This window comes from Porphyrobacter sp. ULC335 (genome assembly GCF_025917005.1).
GTDB lineage: Bacteria > Pseudomonadota > Alphaproteobacteria > Sphingomonadales > Sphingomonadaceae > Erythrobacter.
In genome coordinates this window covers 385,859-401,227 of record NZ_CP078091.1, presented here as the reverse complement: position 1 = coordinate 401,227, position 15,369 = coordinate 385,859, and the positions used below count along the sequence as shown (strand labels likewise).

General features: G+C 65.2%; 22 protein-coding genes. 8 read left to right on the top strand and 14 right to left on the bottom strand.

Features of this window, described 5'->3' with window-relative positions:
- Positions 1-7 precede the first annotated feature (7 nt).
- From KVF90_RS01860 to KVF90_RS01830, 7 genes are all read right to left on the bottom strand, one after another.
- A complete protein-coding gene (locus KVF90_RS01860) occupies positions 8-397 on the bottom strand; it encodes a DUF3168 domain-containing protein (RefSeq protein ID WP_264393156.1) in 390 nt (129 codons plus the stop codon).
- On the bottom strand, positions 387-566 hold the full coding sequence (locus tag KVF90_RS01855; protein WP_264393155.1) for a hypothetical protein: 180 nt from the start codon (positions 564-566) through the stop codon (positions 387-389). Before KVF90_RS01855 ends, KVF90_RS01860 begins: the two co-directional genes overlap by 11 nt.
- Complete coding sequence (locus KVF90_RS01850) at positions 563-1,108, bottom strand: head-tail connector protein (RefSeq protein WP_264393154.1); 546 nt, start codon at positions 1,106-1,108, stop codon at positions 563-565. The genes KVF90_RS01855 and KVF90_RS01850 overlap by 4 nt, the downstream gene beginning before the upstream one ends.
- Positions 1,109-1,242: 134 nt before the next feature.
- Entirely contained in the window at positions 1,243-2,403 is a 1,161-nt protein-coding gene (locus KVF90_RS01845; protein ID WP_264393153.1) for a phage major capsid protein, read from the bottom strand.
- Between the two features lie 79 nt (positions 2,404-2,482).
- The gene (locus tag KVF90_RS01840; RefSeq protein ID WP_264393152.1) at positions 2,483-2,893 is read right to left on the bottom strand and encodes an HK97 family phage prohead protease; all 411 of its coding nucleotides are present in this window, start codon (positions 2,891-2,893) and stop codon (positions 2,483-2,485) included.
- Positions 2,890-3,195: a DUF6127 family protein gene (locus tag KVF90_RS01835; protein WP_264393151.1), complete on the bottom strand. Its 306-nt coding sequence runs from the start codon at positions 3,193-3,195 to the stop codon at positions 2,890-2,892. The genes KVF90_RS01840 and KVF90_RS01835 overlap by 4 nt, the downstream gene beginning before the upstream one ends.
- Positions 3,192-4,349: a phage portal protein gene (locus KVF90_RS01830; protein WP_264393150.1), complete on the bottom strand. Its 1,158-nt coding sequence runs from the start codon at positions 4,347-4,349 to the stop codon at positions 3,192-3,194. The genes KVF90_RS01835 and KVF90_RS01830 overlap by 4 nt, the downstream gene beginning before the upstream one ends.
- Positions 4,350-4,422: 73 nt before the next feature.
- Here KVF90_RS01830 and KVF90_RS01825 point away from each other — a divergent pair, with 73 nt between their 5' ends.
- Complete coding sequence (locus KVF90_RS01825) at positions 4,423-4,944, top strand: DUF3617 family protein (protein WP_264393149.1); 522 nt, start codon at positions 4,423-4,425, stop codon at positions 4,942-4,944.
- 12 nt (positions 4,945-4,956) lie between these two features.
- On the opposite strand, the gene KVF90_RS01820 is transcribed toward KVF90_RS01825, so the two are convergent.
- The 6 genes from KVF90_RS01820 to KVF90_RS01795 form a co-directional block, all read right to left on the bottom strand.
- Positions 4,957-6,297, bottom strand: coding sequence for a DNA-packaging protein (locus KVF90_RS01820; RefSeq protein WP_264393148.1), 1,341 nt, complete (start codon positions 6,295-6,297; stop codon positions 4,957-4,959).
- Positions 6,294-6,749: a hypothetical protein gene (locus KVF90_RS01815; RefSeq protein WP_264393147.1), complete on the bottom strand. Its 456-nt coding sequence runs from the start codon at positions 6,747-6,749 to the stop codon at positions 6,294-6,296. Before KVF90_RS01815 ends, KVF90_RS01820 begins: the two co-directional genes overlap by 4 nt.
- 185 nt (positions 6,750-6,934) lie before the next feature.
- Positions 6,935-8,398, bottom strand: a complete 1,464-nt coding sequence (locus KVF90_RS01810; RefSeq protein ID WP_264393146.1) for a hypothetical protein — start codon at positions 8,396-8,398, stop codon at positions 6,935-6,937.
- Positions 8,399-8,476: 78 nt separating this feature from the next.
- Positions 8,477-9,703 (bottom strand): serine palmitoyltransferase, encoded by a 1,227-nt coding sequence (spt, locus tag KVF90_RS01805; protein WP_264393145.1) that lies wholly within the window; start codon positions 9,701-9,703, stop codon positions 8,477-8,479.
- 14 nt (positions 9,704-9,717) lie between these two features.
- Positions 9,718-9,960, bottom strand: a complete 243-nt coding sequence (locus KVF90_RS01800) for an acyl carrier protein (protein ID WP_264393144.1) — start codon at positions 9,958-9,960, stop codon at positions 9,718-9,720.
- 113 nt (positions 9,961-10,073) lie between these two features.
- Positions 10,074-10,436, bottom strand: a complete 363-nt coding sequence (locus KVF90_RS01795) for a response regulator (protein WP_264393143.1) — start codon at positions 10,434-10,436, stop codon at positions 10,074-10,076.
- A 54-nt stretch (positions 10,437-10,490) separates the two neighbouring features.
- Between KVF90_RS01795 and KVF90_RS01790 the strand changes: the two genes are divergently transcribed.
- From KVF90_RS01790 to KVF90_RS01770, 5 genes are read left to right on the top strand one after another with little or no spacing between them, the layout of a single operon-like run.
- On the top strand, positions 10,491-10,766 hold the full coding sequence (locus KVF90_RS01790) for a DUF3572 domain-containing protein (RefSeq protein ID WP_264394615.1): 276 nt from the start codon (positions 10,491-10,493) through the stop codon (positions 10,764-10,766).
- Positions 10,763-11,383 (top strand): HAD family hydrolase, encoded by a 621-nt coding sequence (locus KVF90_RS01785; protein WP_264393142.1) that lies wholly within the window; start codon positions 10,763-10,765, stop codon positions 11,381-11,383. Before KVF90_RS01790 ends, KVF90_RS01785 begins: the two co-directional genes overlap by 4 nt.
- 2 nt (positions 11,384-11,385) lie before the next feature.
- Positions 11,386-11,841 (top strand): RidA family protein, encoded by a 456-nt coding sequence (locus KVF90_RS01780; protein WP_264393141.1) that lies wholly within the window; start codon positions 11,386-11,388, stop codon positions 11,839-11,841.
- Positions 11,838-12,566 carry a glycerophosphodiester phosphodiesterase family protein gene (locus KVF90_RS01775; RefSeq protein WP_264393140.1) on the top strand — a complete coding sequence of 243 codons (729 nt, stop codon included), beginning with the start codon at positions 11,838-11,840 and terminating at the stop codon, positions 12,564-12,566. The genes KVF90_RS01780 and KVF90_RS01775 overlap by 4 nt, the downstream gene beginning before the upstream one ends.
- The gene (locus tag KVF90_RS01770) at positions 12,563-13,714 is read left to right on the top strand and encodes a GNAT family N-acetyltransferase (RefSeq protein ID WP_413676999.1); all 1,152 of its coding nucleotides are present in this window, start codon (positions 12,563-12,565) and stop codon (positions 13,712-13,714) included. The genes KVF90_RS01775 and KVF90_RS01770 overlap by 4 nt, the downstream gene beginning before the upstream one ends.
- Here the strand turns inward: KVF90_RS01770 and KVF90_RS01765 are convergent.
- The gene (locus KVF90_RS01765; RefSeq protein WP_264393139.1) at positions 13,711-14,031 is read right to left on the bottom strand and encodes a hypothetical protein; all 321 of its coding nucleotides are present in this window, start codon (positions 14,029-14,031) and stop codon (positions 13,711-13,713) included. The genes KVF90_RS01770 and KVF90_RS01765 overlap by 4 nt on opposite strands.
- Before the next feature lie 275 nt (positions 14,032-14,306).
- Between KVF90_RS01765 and dksA the strand changes: the two genes are divergently transcribed.
- Both dksA and KVF90_RS01755 read left to right on the top strand, forming a co-directional pair.
- Positions 14,307-14,765, top strand: coding sequence for an RNA polymerase-binding protein DksA (gene dksA / locus KVF90_RS01760; RefSeq protein WP_264393138.1), 459 nt, complete (start codon positions 14,307-14,309; stop codon positions 14,763-14,765).
- Positions 14,766-14,951: 186 nt separating this feature from the next.
- Complete coding sequence (locus KVF90_RS01755; RefSeq protein ID WP_264393137.1) at positions 14,952-15,329, top strand: PilZ domain-containing protein; 378 nt, start codon at positions 14,952-14,954, stop codon at positions 15,327-15,329.
- The last annotated feature ends 40 nt before the right edge of the window (positions 15,330-15,369 follow it).

Genomic DNA, 15,369 nt, shown 5'->3' with positions numbered 1-15,369 from the left:
CTTACTCCTAATTCGGTTCGAGAATGCGGAAGCGGTATTCGAGCAGCGCGCCCCGCAGGTTGTCGGCGCGGGCTTCGCTGCGGGAGCGCAGGAATCGGATCGATGCGATTTCGAAGCCCGGCTGGAACGGTGGCAGATCGAGCACGCGGCGCTCGATTGCAGTCAGCAGTGAGGCATCGGCGGCGGTCTGGTCGGTGCGGCTTTCCAGCTCGAGCGCGATGCGCATTTCGCGGCCTGGCCGGTCCTTGGTGCCCCAGTCGATCGAGGCGCTGGCCGCAATGCCGAGCCACGGAGGTGTGGCGCTGAGCGGGGCCTCTTCCTCGATCGCATTGATCGCCCCAAGCGCCGGATCGGCCAGCAGCCAAGCGATCAGCGCGGCGCGCAGGTCATTTTCCATCGCGGCGGTCTCCAAACAGATCGGGCCAGAGGGCGCTGGCCGAATGCCAGTCCGCGCGGCGGCTGACGGCGCGCTTGCGCTGCCCGGCTGCGTGTCCGGCAGCAATTCGCGCGGCACGTTTGCGCAGGCGCTGCACCAGTTCGCTCGCGCGCGCGGTGACCCGGATCATCCGAGCCGCACATCGCGCCACGGCCGCCACAAGGCAGTGACACTGGCGGGCGGCACAGCGCTGGCCTTGCCGTCGCGGTCGCGGAAGTGGTGTGCGGCGAGGCGGATGATCCCGTGGCGCAGCGGAGCCGGCAGGCTCGCCCAGTCCGGTGCGATCCCGACCGTCAGTTGCAGGGCCAGGCCCTGCCCTTCGACCGGGCGCAGCAGTCGCACGCAGGCGCTACCGGAAATGCGCCATTCGATTGCGTCCGGCAACGCGGTGATGGCGGTGCGCGTGCCATCATTGGCGATCACCGCCGCAGCGACAATCTCCCGAACGGGGCGCGACACCAGCTCCTGCCAGCCGCTGGCAAGCGGCATGATCTCCTCGACCGTCTGGCGCAGGGGCGTCTTGCCGGTGAAGGCTTCGCAGATGGTCAGGCTGGCATCGAGGAGCTGGCCAAGCGCTTCGTCCTCGTTGGGACGACTGATCCCGAGCCAGTGCTTGAGCTCCGCCAGCGGAGCGTCGCCCGGCACCGGGGGCTGCACGATTATCCGCTGCATCGCGGTTTCTCCAAGAATATGATCAGAACAAGTGCGCCCGCATCGCGCTGAGGCGATGCGGGCGCGAGAACCCGGCGGGTGGGGGCGAAGGGGGACACGCGCACCAGCCGGGGGTCAAGACCTGGCGGGGCGGCCTAGGCCTCGATCTTCAGCAGCTTGATCGCGTTCGAATCCAGCACCTTCCCGCCAATCCGCTTGGTCGCGTAGAAGTGGACGAAGGGCTTGTTGGTGAAGGGATCGCGCAGCACCCGGGTCGCGCTGCGTTCGGCGATAAGATAGCCGTGGCGGAAGTTGCCGAAAGCGATCGGGAAGGTGCCGCCTGCGACATCGGGCATGTCCTCGGCCTCGATCACCGGGTAGCCGAGCAGGCGGTCGGGCTGGCCTTCAACCAGGCCCGGCTGCCACACGAAGGCACCATCGGCAGTCTTGAGCTTGCGCACGCTTGCCAGCGTCGTCGCATTCATCACGAACACCGCGCCCTGGCGGTGGCCAGAACGCAGCGAATGGATGAGGTCGATCAGCCTGGTGTCGAGCGCCGAGCCCAGGCCGGTGGCGTTGCCTGATCCGATATATTGCAATGTCCCGAAGGCCCGGACACCATCCTCGGCAGTCGCTTTGGCCCCGGTCAGGAAGCCTTCGGGCTGGTTGACCCCGGTACCGCGCACGAAGGCCATGCCCTCGGCCCGGGCGAATTCCAGCGCAATCTCGCTGGCGAGCCAGGATTCGATGTCGAAGGCGGCATCGTCCAGCATCGTCTGGCTTGCTGCGGGATTGGCGAAGAGATCGCCCGAGGGCGGGGCGATTTCGGCGAACTGCGGCGTCGCGGTTTCGGGGCGCGATGCGGTCTCGCTGACCCAGCCGGAGGCAATGCCGCCCGTGGCCACCAGCTTGCGATAGCCGGCGGTGCCGGTCTGCACGACCTGGGCAATCGCGCGGATCGGGCTGATGTCGACGAGCTGCGCGTTGATCGCGGCGTCGATCTGGCGCGGCACGGCAAAGCCGCCGTCGCCGGGCGTGGTGCCGGTGATCGACTTGAGCTCGGTCTCCCGGCCGCGGCGCAGGTAGCCGTCGATGAAGCTCTTGATCTCGGGCGCATCGCCGGTTGCTGCCGCTCCGCCCATAGCCGGGCGGCTGGCGGCACGGGCGACCTTGTCGAGCCGCGACTTCACTTCGTCCACATCGCCGCGCAGCGCGGCAATGTCGGCATCGGCCTGATCCTGGCGGGCGATTATGTCGAAGCTGGCATCCAGCGGGTCGACGGCGGGGGCGGCGGGGGCAGTGGCAATATTGTCCATGGGGCAGAGGCCTTTCGGTTGGGCAGAAAAAAGGCCGCCCTTGAGGCAGCCGGTGGGAGAGCGGGTGGGGCGGGTCAGGTCAGGTGACCAGATGGACCCGGGCAAGCGGATGCAGCGGATGCGTGACGAGGCTCACTTCGAAGAGTTCGACGTCAAGCAGCTCGCGGCCCGCATCGGACTGGCGGGCGGCGCGGGTGCGGAAGCCGAAGCTGAGACCGTTGACCTTGCCTTCAGCGAGCAGGTGCGCCGCGCGGCTGTCGGGACGGTCGATCCGGGCGATGACGCGCAGCCCGCGTGCATCTTCGGACACCTGCTCGATCACGCCGATCGGCTGGTCGGGGCGGTGCTGCCAGTAGAGCGGCAGCGGCGCACTGCGCGCCGCCAGCGTTCGGGCAAATGCCCCGCGCCGGATCGTGTCGCGCGCCGCATCGGCAATGTCGAACAGCGCGGCATAGCCGGCAAAGCGGGTGGCTGAGGCGGAACGCGTCACAGCCGGTCCCACGCGCCGAACCGCACCGCGATGCCGATGAGCAGCAGCGCCAGCGCGCCGCGGATCAGCCATTCGATGAAGGCCTTCCACGCGCTCGTCTTCGCGTCACGCCACGCCCGCAGCAGTTCGCGCAGTTCGACCAGATCGCTCTCAGCCCCTGAATCGCCAAGCCCGAGCCTTTCGAGCACGCGATCGGCGGCCAGCGCGCTCGCCTCCTCGACAATCGCGCGCAAGGACACCAGTTCGGCCCCCTCGTCGCGCGCTTGGGCCATCAGGCTGGCGAGAATGTCTTCGCGGCTCATGGGGCAGTCTCCTCGGGGCTCAGGCCCAGCATCTGGCGCTTTTCAGCGCGGCTCAGGAAATCGGCGTCGGAGACCTGCGACCACAGCCGCTCGCGGTCTTCGGACAGGGCGGGCACGCGGTCGAGATCGATCCCCAACGTCGTGTCAGGGAACCACGGGGCGAGCCCTTCGCGGAGCGCTGCGAACAATTTCTCGGCAAGCGGCAGAAGGGTGAGCCGCCACAATGCGCGGCTCGCCTCGCGGTAATTGGCGTAGGTATTGTCGCCCGGCAGGCCGAGCAGCATTGGCGGGACGCCAAACGCCATCGCGATGTCCCGCGCCGCCGCGCTCTTGAGTGTCGCGAAGTCCATGTCGGCAGGGGTGAGCGCCATGCTCTGCCACTTCAGACCCCCGTCGAGCAGCATCGGACGCCCCGCATTGGCCGCGCCGGAGAAAGCGATGTCGAGCTCGCGCTTCAGCCGTTCGAACTGCTCATGCGCCAGCGTTGCCCCGTCGCCGGTTTCGTAAACCAGCGCGCCCGAGGGCCGCGCCGCATTCTCGAGCAGCGCGCGGTTCCAGTGGGTGGCGGCATTGTGGATCAGCACCGCCTGCCACGCCGCTTCGAGCGCGCCCGCCCCGCGATGGTCGTCGAGCGGATGCATCGCACGGATCGCGATCACTTCCGGCCAGCCGTTCTCGTCCTCGACCGGCAGCCGCGTGACGTTTCCGGCGACGCCATAATCATAGCCGCAGGGCCAGCCATTGCCGTCGAGCACCACCCGCACCCTGTCAGGCCGCAGCGCGAACAGCTCGACCGGCGTGCCGCTCGCATCCTTGAGGATCTGCACATAGCCATTGCCGTGCAGCAGCAGGTTGGCGGCGAGGGTCTCGATCAGCGATTGCCCCGCGCTGGTCGCCGTCACCAGCGCCGCAAGCCGCGGATCGGAGCAAGTGAGCGGAGCCTGGCCGATCCCCTCGGCCAGCAATCGCACCGATCGCTGGGCGATGGGATTGGCGAGGAAGCCTTCGGTGATGCCGCGGGTGTAGGTGTAGTGGGACGTGGCAGGGCCGGTCTCGAAAGCCGGCAGCCACCCCTGCATGGCGCCATGCGCAAGCGGCACACGGGTGCGCTCCCCGCCCTTGAAGGCGGAGAGGAAATTGTCGAGGAAGGCCATTGGATTTCCTTTGTTTGTCTGGACGGGCCGAGCGGGTGCGCTTATTTCTGCGGCAACCTGCGCGGGAGGCTCCATGCATCGCGGATTCGTTTGTCTGGCGCTGATCGCCGGTGTTGCCGCCCCGGCCCTTGCCGAGGGTTACGACAAGCTCGACCTGTTCCGGGCGATTGGCCTTGCTGAGGGCGAGTGGGCTACGGTTCTCACAGTCGAGAATATGGTCGTCACCCCAACCCCCGACATGGCGGACGATGCCGACATGGCCGAGGCCATCGCAGGGGCCAAAGCCGTGCAGGGCAGTGTGTTCAACACCACCGACTGCCTCGGCAACGGCCTCTCGGCCAACGGCGATCTTGTCCTGCCGGGTGTGAGCATTGCGGCCGAATGCACGATCACCGAACGCACCGTTTCGGGCGACAATTTCGCGATCACGGCGAAGTGCGGCAAAGCGTCCGATTTCACTGTGACGTTCAAAGGATCGAAGACCGGCACCGGTATCGACGGCACAGCCGATATGCACATGGCCAGCGCCAGAATGACCACGGCGATCACCACCCGCATCAAAAGCACGTGGGTCAAGGCCTGCACCGTCCGCTAGGCATCGGCACCATCACAGCGCCGTGATGCTTGGCCGCATCTGCCTGCCCAGCATCAACTCGCTCAACGCCCAAACCAGCGCATCCGCGCGGTCGGGGCTCCGTCCCGGCCCGGCGTAGCTGCCGCCCACCAGCAGCCCGCACAGCTGGTCCTCCAGCCGTGCGAACACCCCGACATGACGCACCCGGCCAGCGGCGTAGAGCGCGGCGACCGGCTCGGCGCGGGCGATCTTGCCGCGGCTGGCGTGCACCAGCTTGATCGGTAGCGCCTGATCGGCGGCGCGCAGCACGCTGGCGACCATGTCTCCGCCCTGGTTGGCTTCGGCGACCACGCGGTCGGCGTTCCATTCGCGGGCAGCGTCGGCCACGCGCCGTGCCCATGCGCCGGGCGATGCGCCAGAGGTCGAGCAATCCGCCAGCACTCTCGCGATCCCGTCCTGCCCCAGCGCGGCGACGATGATCCCGCATTCGTCACCATTGGCGCTGGCAGGCGGATCGACCGCCACCACCACCCGCGCTGCATCCGGCGCTGTGCCACTTTCTCGCGCCTGCTCGAGCAGCGAGCGGGTCCAGAGCGCGCCCTCGATATCCTCGAGCAGCTCGCCATCAATCTCCTGCCGCGCCAATTGCGTGCCGCCGAACTCGCTGGCGATCGCCTCGATGAAGCCTATCGCGAGGTGTTCCGTGTTGTCGCCTGTCCTGCCGCGACTGATGACGACTTCCCCCGTGGTAGCGGCCTGCTTCACCAGCCGCTGCACCAGCGGCATGGCGCGCGGGGTGGTGGTGACGGCGATGCGCGTATCACTGCCTAACCGGAGGCCAAGCAACAGATTGTCCCAGCAGCGCATGGCGCGATCATGTGATAGTGGCCACTTGCCGATCTCGTCACACCAGGCGTGGCTGTGTTGGGGGCCGCGCAGGCCTTCCGGCTCGGCAGCGGAGAAAAGCTGTGCCTGCGCACCGCTGCGGAAGCGGACGCGGTGCAGCGAAGGCTCGAAGACCGGTCTGTGTTCCGGCTGGCAGATCGCCATCAGCCCGCTTTCGCCCTCGACCATCACCGCGCGGGCTTCTGCCAGCGAGGACGACACCAGCGCGATACGCGCATCGGGGTTGGTGTCGGCGATCATATGCACCCATTCCGCACCCGACCGGGTCTTGCCGAACCCGCGTCCGGCCATGATCATCCATACCCGCCAGTTGCCCGGCGGAGGCAGTTGTTCAGGGCGGGCGCGGTATGCCCACAGGTAATTGAAGCCGTTCCTTTCGGTCTGGTTGAGCTTGTTGCTGAGTTCGCGTTGGACCTTGGGGCCGTCCTCGTTCTTTTCGTCGATCATCCACCTGAAGGGCTCGCTCATCCTGGGGAGCCTTTGCGGGCCTTTTCCCGTTCCAGGCGCCGCCGGATTTCCTCGATTTTGCGGTCGATCGAGGCACGCACTTCGGCGGCGCTGACGTCGCGGGTCTGGCTTTGGCCGCGCGCGGCGCTGTCCCGGTGGGCGGAGAGGAGGCGGATGGCATTGGCGAAGTCGAACTTGTCGCCGTCAGCAGTCTTGAAATCGCCTTCCCGCAGCCGGCGGATGACCTCCATTTCGAGGTGGAGATAGCCGTCGGTGAGCGCTGCCTGCCAGGCCCGGGCGAAATCGGGCTCGGCGCGGCGGGTGCGATAGGCGCGGGCAAGGTTGATCCCCGCGGCTTCGGCAGCACGCGTGACATTGGAGCTGGTCGCCAGCGTATCGAGGAAGCGCGTGCGCCAATGCCGGCCGGGTGCGGCAGTGTCACGACGGGATCGGGCAGGCGTGGCTCTGGCCATAGGCACCACTCTGTTGGCGAACGACAAACGGGCGGCACTCCGATGGGGAGGGCCGCCCGCTGGCGAATCGCTATTTTTCGACTATGCCTATCTCTAACCAGAAAGCGTCACGATGTCAAGAAAAATAACCAGAATGGTTATCAGGTGACCGCGCGGTGCGCCCACCGCCGGCCGCCGCCATCCGGTCAGGTGGGGCGCTGCGACACCCGGAAGATCTCGCCGTCGCGGTCGAGGATGAAGAAGTGATCGGTGCCGTTGCCGAGCGCGAACCCAACCGGCCCGTCTATCCGCCCGGCATCCGGCACAAAGTCTTCGGTCTTGGTCTCGAACACATTGGTCGTGTGACGGAAGCCGTCATTCAGGCGAAGCTGGTGAACGGAGAAGATCGTGCCGTTGATATCGGCGAAGATATAGGTGTCGCCCAATGCGGGCAGGAAGCGGTAATCGTTGAGCACGCCTGCGACGATCCCTTCGCCCTGCCGGTTCCCGGTGCCGAAGGGATAGACCAGAGTCGGCCCGTTGACCGCCGCAGGCGGATTGGCGCGGGTTTCCTGCGAGCCTTCGTAGAACGGCCAGCCGAAATCGAGTGGGCGCCAGTTGGGCTGGAAAATCGTCATCTCGTGCTCGCGACTTCCGCCGCGGTCCGAGAGGAAAATGCTGGCATTGCCGTAGGAAAAGCCGCCCGGGCGGCGGATGCCATCGCCGACGGTCTGCGGTCGGAAGTTGATGCGATCCGACGGCGGGACGCTCGCTCCGGCGAAGGGGTCGATGAAGGGAAGCTCGATCAGCTTGCCGTAGGGTTTCGATGCGTCCTGCGCATCACTCTCAGCCGGAGAGCCGACTGCGATAAAAATGCTGCCGGTACGGATCATCGACACGGTGGTCGGCGCGCTCCAGGCTCCACCCAGCGTGACAAAGCCGGTAACGCTCCGCTTGGGGTTGAAAGCCTGCACCGTCAGACCATCGGCGGCGCTGTGCGTGACCAGATAGATCCCCTCCTGGTAAACGCTTCCTTCAAAACCGTAGCTGACCGCCAGCACTTCACCGGGACGCCGGTTGTCGCGCACGAAAGTGTCTTCGCTGAGAGCGCCAGTGGCGCCGTTATAGCGCAGCACGCGCCCGCCTTTTTCAGCGATCAGCAGCGTGTCTTCGCCCGACACTCTGGCAATGCTGACCGGATCGACCATCCCGGTTGCCACGCGGGTAACCTGCACGCCTTCGACATCGTTGGTGACGCGGACGCGCAGCGCGAGGTCGGTGGTCTCGCCCCCCGCGGTGGCACGCAAGGTCACTTCGTAGACATTGTCGAGATTGGCGTCGATTGGCAGGTCGTAATTGGGCGCCTGATTGAACCGCAGCCCGCCGTTGCTGTCGAGCACCAGTTTGTCGGCGTCGGGTCCGCTGGACAGCGAGAAGGTGATCGGGTCACCCTGCGGATCGGTGGCTGTCGCCGTGTAGAAGACGGTCGCGATGTTCTCGACAATGCTTGGCGCGGCGGATGAGGTGAAGCTGGGACGCGTCGGCGCGCCCGCCGATGGTGGGCCCGACCCGCCACTGCTGCCCCCTCCGCCGCACCCCGACAGAGCCAGCACGGCAAGGCTAGCGGACGCGGTCAGAGCAATCCGTTTCGCGGATGAAAAGAATACCATCGGATGCGACCCCTTGAAAAAACAGGGGCATGCTATCGGCAGGACAGCAAAAGGCAATCGCCTTTCGCGTCGCCTTGCTCAGATAATCCCGATTGCCTTACCCGCCCGCTCGAACATGCCGAGGATGGTCTGCACCTGCTCCGCGGTATGCTCTGCACAAAGCGAGCAGCGCAGCAGGGTCATGCCCGCAGGCGTCGCCGGAGGCCGCGCGAGGTTGACGTAGAGGCCTTCCTTCAACAGCGCCTCCCACATCATCGCACCCTTTTCGAGATCGGGCATGATCACCGCGATGATCGCGCTCTGCGGGGTTTCGGTGCCGAGCTTGAAGCCCAGATCGCGCAGGCCCTTGTGGAGGGTCCGGCTGTTCTCCCACAGATGCGCGCGCTTGTTGCCGCCATGCATCAGCTTGCGGATCGAGGTGGCCGAGCTAGCCATCACCGCAGGCGGCAGCGCGGCGGTGAAGACATAAGGGCGGCACACCAGCCGCAGCACTTCGAACTTCGGGTGGTTCGACACGCAGAAGCCGCCGACGGTGCCGACGCTCTTGGAGAAGGTGCCGATGATGAAATCGACCTGATCCAGCACGCCCTGTTCTTCGGCGACGCCGCGGCCGTGTTCGCCGATGAAGCCCATCGAATGCGCCTCGTCGACCAGCACCATCGCGCCGTTTTCCTTGGAGACGCGCACCATTTCCTTGAGCGGGGCGACGTCGCCCATCATCGAATAGACGCCTTCGAGCACCACAAGCTTGCCCGCGCCTTCGGGAATACGCTTGAGGCGCTTCTCCAGGGCTTCGACGTCGTTGTGCCTGAACGGCACGATCTCGGCGTTGCCCATCGCGCAGCCATCATAGATCGAGGCGTGGCTGTCGATGTCGAGGATGACGTAATCACCCTTGCCCGCCAGCGTCGAGATGATCCCGAGATTGGCCTGATACCCGGTCGAGAAGACCATCGCGTGGTCCATATCGTAGAATTCGCGCAGCGCGGTTTCGACGTCGCGGTGATCGCGGAAGGTGCCGTTGAGCACGCGGCTGCCGGTGGTGCCGGCGCCGAAGTCTTCCATCGCCTGCTTGCCCGCCGCGATCACGTCCGGATCGAAGGTCATGCCCATGTAATTATAGGTGCCGAGCAGGATCGTGTCGCGCCCGTTGCAAATCGCGCGGGTGGGCGAGAGCACTTCCTCCATCACGAGGTTGAACGGGTCCTCCACGCCAGCAGCGAGCAGCGCTTCGCGGGTCTGGATAATCGGATCGAACTTGGCGAGCAGGTCAACCGGCTCGGAGGCGGTAAGGGTCTCGGTCATGGAAGTCGCCATTATCAGCTATCCTGCAGCTTGTGGACTGCCGCGACGAGCTGGCCCCAGTTTTCGATCTCTGCCTGCTGGTTCATCGAGATGATCACATCGAATTCGTCTTCGATCTCGGCGACGAAATCCATCACGGTCAGGCTGTCGAATTCGAGATCGCCGGCAAAGGTGGTCGAATCCTCGATCGCGACGCCCTTCTTGTTGAAGGGTTCGATGAGGGTGCGGATGGAGGCGTCAACGTCTGCGGGGGTCATGGCGCGGAGTGCTTTCGTCTGGTCGGGCGGGCTGTCGCCCTGAGTTACGCCTGCAAAGCGGCGGATGATGCAGCTTGTCAAGTTTTCGGCGCGCCGCAAGGGGGCGCGGCGGCCTAGACGAGCGCGTTGACCGCCGACATGAAAGGCCCGATCGAGACGGGCTTCGACAGATAGCCTTCTGCCCCTGCCGCCCTGATGCGTTCCTCGTCACCCTTGGCGGCGAAAGCAGTTACCGCCAGCACGGGGATGCCCGCGAGCCTGCGATCGCGCTTGGCGGCTTCGATCAGGTCGACGCCGGAAATCCCGCCCAGCTGGATATCCATGATGATGAGATCGGGCGACACCAGCCGCGCCGTATCAAGCACCTTGTCGCCATCGGCCACCGGCTCGACATCGAAACCATTGGCCCTAAGCACATCGCAGAACAATTTCCTGTTGAGGTCATTGTCCTCGACAACCATGATCCGCTTTGTCACTGCTTGCCCCGCATTCGCCCTGCTTACGACTAACCTCGCCCGAAGGACAGGACAATCCCGCTTCGCCCACCTTCCGAACCCGCAAACCCGCAAACGCTCGCGCTGGCGGCGCTCGGCTGGGTGCTGGAATGCGAAGATCGCGCCGCGCGCTACCTTGAATTGACCGGTCTCGATCCCGATTCTCTGCGTGCCGGACTGGGCGATCCCATGATCCTTGCCTCGGCGCTCGAATTCCTCGCCAATCACGAAACAGACCTGATCCGCGCGGCAGAAGCACTTGCCGTCACCCCGGAGGAACTGGTCGCCGCCAAGGACGCTTTGCTTTCATGACCCGCCCCCTGATCATCTCCGATTGCGACGAAGTGCTGCTGCACATGGTCGCGCCCTTCAAGGACTGGCTGGAAGCTAGCCAGGGCGTGAGCTTCCATCTGGAAGGCCATAACTTCGCCGAAGCCCTGCGCTGGCAGGAAAGCGGGGACCTGCTCGCACCTGCCGATATCTGGAAGATGCTGGGCCGCTTCTTCGATAACGAGATGGACAGCCAGAAGCCCATCGCGGGCGCGGTGGAGGGGATCAACACCCTCGCGGAAAAGGCCGATGTGGTGATCCTCACCAACCTCGTCGATGGCCACCGCGACGCGCGTGCCGAGCAGCTTGCCAAGGTCGGCATCAATGCCCGCGTCTTCACCAATCAGGGTCCGAAAGGCCCGGCGCTGAAGGCGATCATCGACGAATATGCCCCGACCCGCGCGCTGTTCATCGATGATCTCGCCCAGCACCACGCCTCGGTCGCCGAAATCACCCCGCACGTCACGCGGCTACACCTGTGCGGCGAGCCAATGATCGCCCACGCCATTGATTGCGCCCATAAATCAGGCCACGCCGAAGCCCGGATCGACCGCTGGGATGAAGCCCTGCCGTGGCTGCTGGAACGACTGGAGAATTGAGAATGACCTACACCGCAAAACTCGCCGAACTCGGCATCACTCTGCCCAAGGCCGCGGCCCCGGTCGCCAGCTATGTCCCGGTGGTGGTGCATGGCGGCATGGCCTATGTTTCGGGCCAGCTCCCGTTCGTCGATGGCGTTGTGGTGACAGGCCGGCTCGGCGATGATGTCGACGTTGAAGCCGGGAAGGCCGCCGCGCGTGCCTGCGGGCTGATGATCGTGGCCCAGCTTCAGGCCGCAGGCCTGCTCGATTCTGTCGAGCGGGTGGTGAAGCTTGGCGCGTTCATCAACTGCACGGCGGAATTCACGCAGCAGCCCGAAGTTGCCAATGGTGCGTCGGACCTGATGGAGCAGATCTTCGGCGGCGCAGGGCAACACGCCCGCGCTGCGGTCGGTGTGCCTGCGCTTCCGCGCGGTGCCGCGGTCGAGGTTGATGCGGTTGTCGCGCTGAAGGCATGACTCCACGCCGGGCTCCCGACTGGTTGACGCAGTGGGAGTATGCCCACCGCGGATTGCACCACGATGGCGTGCCTGAAAACTCGCTGGCAGCAGCCGAAGGCGCCATTGCGGCAGGCATGGGGATCGAATGCGATATCCAGATGAGCGCCGATGGCGTGCCGATGGTGTTTCACGACTGGGATCTGCCCCGCCTGACCGGCACGGCAGGTCTGGCCGCGATGGTCAGTGCCGACGCGTTTGAAGCGCTGAACCTGCTCGGCACGGATCAACATCCGGTGCGGCTGGGCCGTTTCCTTGAGGCAATCGCGGGCCGCGTGCCGCTGCTGATCGAGATCAAGTCGATGCCGGGGTATGATGTGGCGCGCTCGTGCCGTCAGGTCTCGCTTTTGCTGGCGGATTACGCGGGCCACTTTGCCGTAATGAGTTTCGATCCGCGTGTTGCGGCATGGTTTGCCGCCGAAGCGCCGCACATGACGCGCGGGCTGGTGGGCACTGACAGTTTGCAGAACGGCTTTGAAGGCGTCTGGCGCGACCCGTCAGTGCTCGCTGAAGCACAGCCCGAGTTCCTCGCCGTCGACGTGCGCGATCTGACGCGGCCCGAGGCGGGGGCGTGGCGCGCCGGTGGCAAGCCGCTGCTGACCTGGACCGTCCGCTCGCCCGAGACCCGCGCCACCGGCCTTGCCCATGCCGATGCGCTGATTGCCGAAGGGGCAGGGCTGGCGTGAGCGATCGCCCCGAAAATTCCGGCGAGCTGACCGTTCGCATTGCCTCTTCGGTCGGCGCTTTCGACCGCGAGGAATGGAACGCGCTGGGCGGGTGCGATAACCCCTTCGTATCGCACGAGTTCCTGACCGCAATGGAGGACTCTGGCAGCGTTGGCCCCGGCACCGGCTGGGAACCGGCACCGATCGCCATCACCGACGAGGCGGGCACGCTGCTCGCCGCAATGCCGTCCTACGCCAAGGGGCACAGCCAAGGCGAATATGTCTTCGATCACGCCTGGGCCGATGCATGGCACCGCGCGGGCGGGCGATATTACCCCAAGCTCCAGATTGCGGCGCCTTTCACTCCCGCAACCGGCCCGCGCCTGCTGCTCAGCGATCCGGCGCTTGCCCCGCACCTGCTGAAGGGCGCGGAAGCGGTGTGCCTTCAGAACAAAATGTCCTCGGCCCACGCGACCTTTATCGATCCCGAGCAATTGCCGGTGTTCGAAGAAGGCGGATGGATGCCGCGCGCCGATATCCAGTTCCACTGGTTCAACCGCGGCTATGCGAGCTTCGACGATTTCCTTGGCCAGCTGTCATCGCGCAAGCGCAAGGATCTGCGCAAGGAACGCAGCAGCGCGGTGGAAGGCCTCACCATCCGGCACTTCACCGGCGGCGAGATTACCGAGGCGCATTGGGACGCCTTCTGGATTTTCTATCAGGACACCGGCGCGCGAAAATGGGGGCAGCCCTATCTGACGCGCGAGGCCTTCAGCCTGCTCGGGCAAAGGATGGGGGATCGGATCGTGCTGATCCTCGCCTATGACGGAGATGTGCCGATTGCCGGAGCGTTGAACTTCGTTGGCAGCGACGCGCTCTACGGGCGCTACTGGGGCTGCACGCGCGAGGTGCGCTTCCTGCATTTCGAGCTGTGCTACTATCAGGCCATCGACATCGCGATCGCGCGCGGGCTTTCGCGTGTCGAGGCGGGCGCGCAAGGCGGGCACAAGCTGGCCCGCGGTTACGAACCGGTGCAGACATGGTCAGCGCACTGGATCGCCGATCCCGGGTTTCGCGCAGCCGTCGCCGACTTTCTCGAACGCGAGCGCGAAGGGGTGGCGAGCGACCAGATGTATCTCGGCAGCCGCACGCCGTTCAAGAAGGCTTAGGCCGCGCGCAGGCGACCTTCGGCCAGCCACTGGCGCGCGCGGCGCTGGGCTTCGGCGATTTCACGGGCGGTCATTTCTTCCGAAATGTCGGCGCGGCAATAGGCGGCTTCCTCATGGCCGCGGGCGGCGGCGAGGTTGAACCACTTGTGCGCTTCAATGAGATCGCAGGTCGCGCCGTTGCTACCCGTCGAGAAAGCGACGCCCAGATCGAAGCAGGCCCCCGCTTGACCCCGTCCAGCCGCCGCCAGCCATCCCCCAAGCAGGCCTTCGCCCGATGTTTCCCGTGAAACATTCGCTCCGATTGCGATGATTGCCATGTTGAACTTCCTCAGTCACCTGGCCACCCCCCAAGGCGACCTTCCGTAATGAGAGAAGTGCGGCGTTTATGGTCAAAAATTGGTTAACGCCGTTTGGACTTTATGCGCCGGCCTCTTTTGCCCCGCCTCCTTACCAAAGCCGCTTGTGCGCCTACGGGGCCTTGCCTATAGGGCCCGCATTGCTTCAGCTTGCTGGGACCAAGTGAGCCAATGAAAAAATTCAAGGCGTCAGGACGCGATGGTCTTCCCAGCAGCTCACGGGATGAGAGAGCTTGATGCCAACCACCGCGTCTGACGATATCGATATCCTCGAAAAGGCCAAACGCCTGCTCGCTCCGGACTATGTGCCGAGCGAGGACGAGGAGTACATGAACGAACGCCAGCAGGCCTATTTCCGGATGCTGCTGATCGAATGGAAGCGCTCGATCCATTCCGCCGCGGGGCAGACGCTGCAATCATTGCAGGATGGCCCGATCCGTGAGGCAGATCTGACCGATCGTGCCTCAAGCGAAACCGACTGGGGCATCGAACTGCGCACCCGCGACCGCCAGCGCAAGCTCGTTTCCAAGATCGATTCTGCGCTGCGCCGGATCGATTCAGGAGAATATGGCTATTGCGAGGTCACCGGCGATCCGATCGGCCTGCGCCGCCTGATCGCGCGGCCGGTCGCGACCATGACGGTCGAAGCGCAAGAAGCGCACGAGCGGCGCGAAAAGGTCTCTCGCGACGATTAAGCGTAAACGGGCGGCCCGCGTGCTGTGCCGCCTTGGGACGCCAGAGAACAAGACCCACGCCCTCGGGCGTCATTTTACCTCGCGTTAACTGCAAATGCTTCAATAGCGGTATTGCGAGAGGGGCCTGTCACGCATCATCAGGGCAGCCGGCTCGATCAAAGTTCCGCTGAGGAGGCGTTCTGCACGATGACAGGAGTAGAGACACGCAGCGTTGCGCGCGACAGCCTGTTTTTGCTGGCTGACATTCGTGTCGAACAAAGCGCCGAACTGCACAGCGTGCGGGTGCGCAACCTTTCCGATGGCGGAATGATGGGCGAAGGCCACATGCGCATCCAACGCGGGCACCGCGTTTCGGTTGAACTGCGCAACATCGGTGCCGTCGGCGGAACAGTCGCCTGGGTGCAGGACAACCGCTTCGGCGTTGCTTTCGACGAAGAGGTCGATTCCCAGAAAGCGCGCAGACCCTTGCAAACTGCCGAAGATCCGGCGGCTGCGATCGTCAAGCCTTCCTGGGCGCACCGCGCACCTCCCCCGCCTGAACCGAGCCAGCTTCGCAAGATCTGACCCGATTATCCGGGCACTGTCCCCACGCTACATTTCCTGC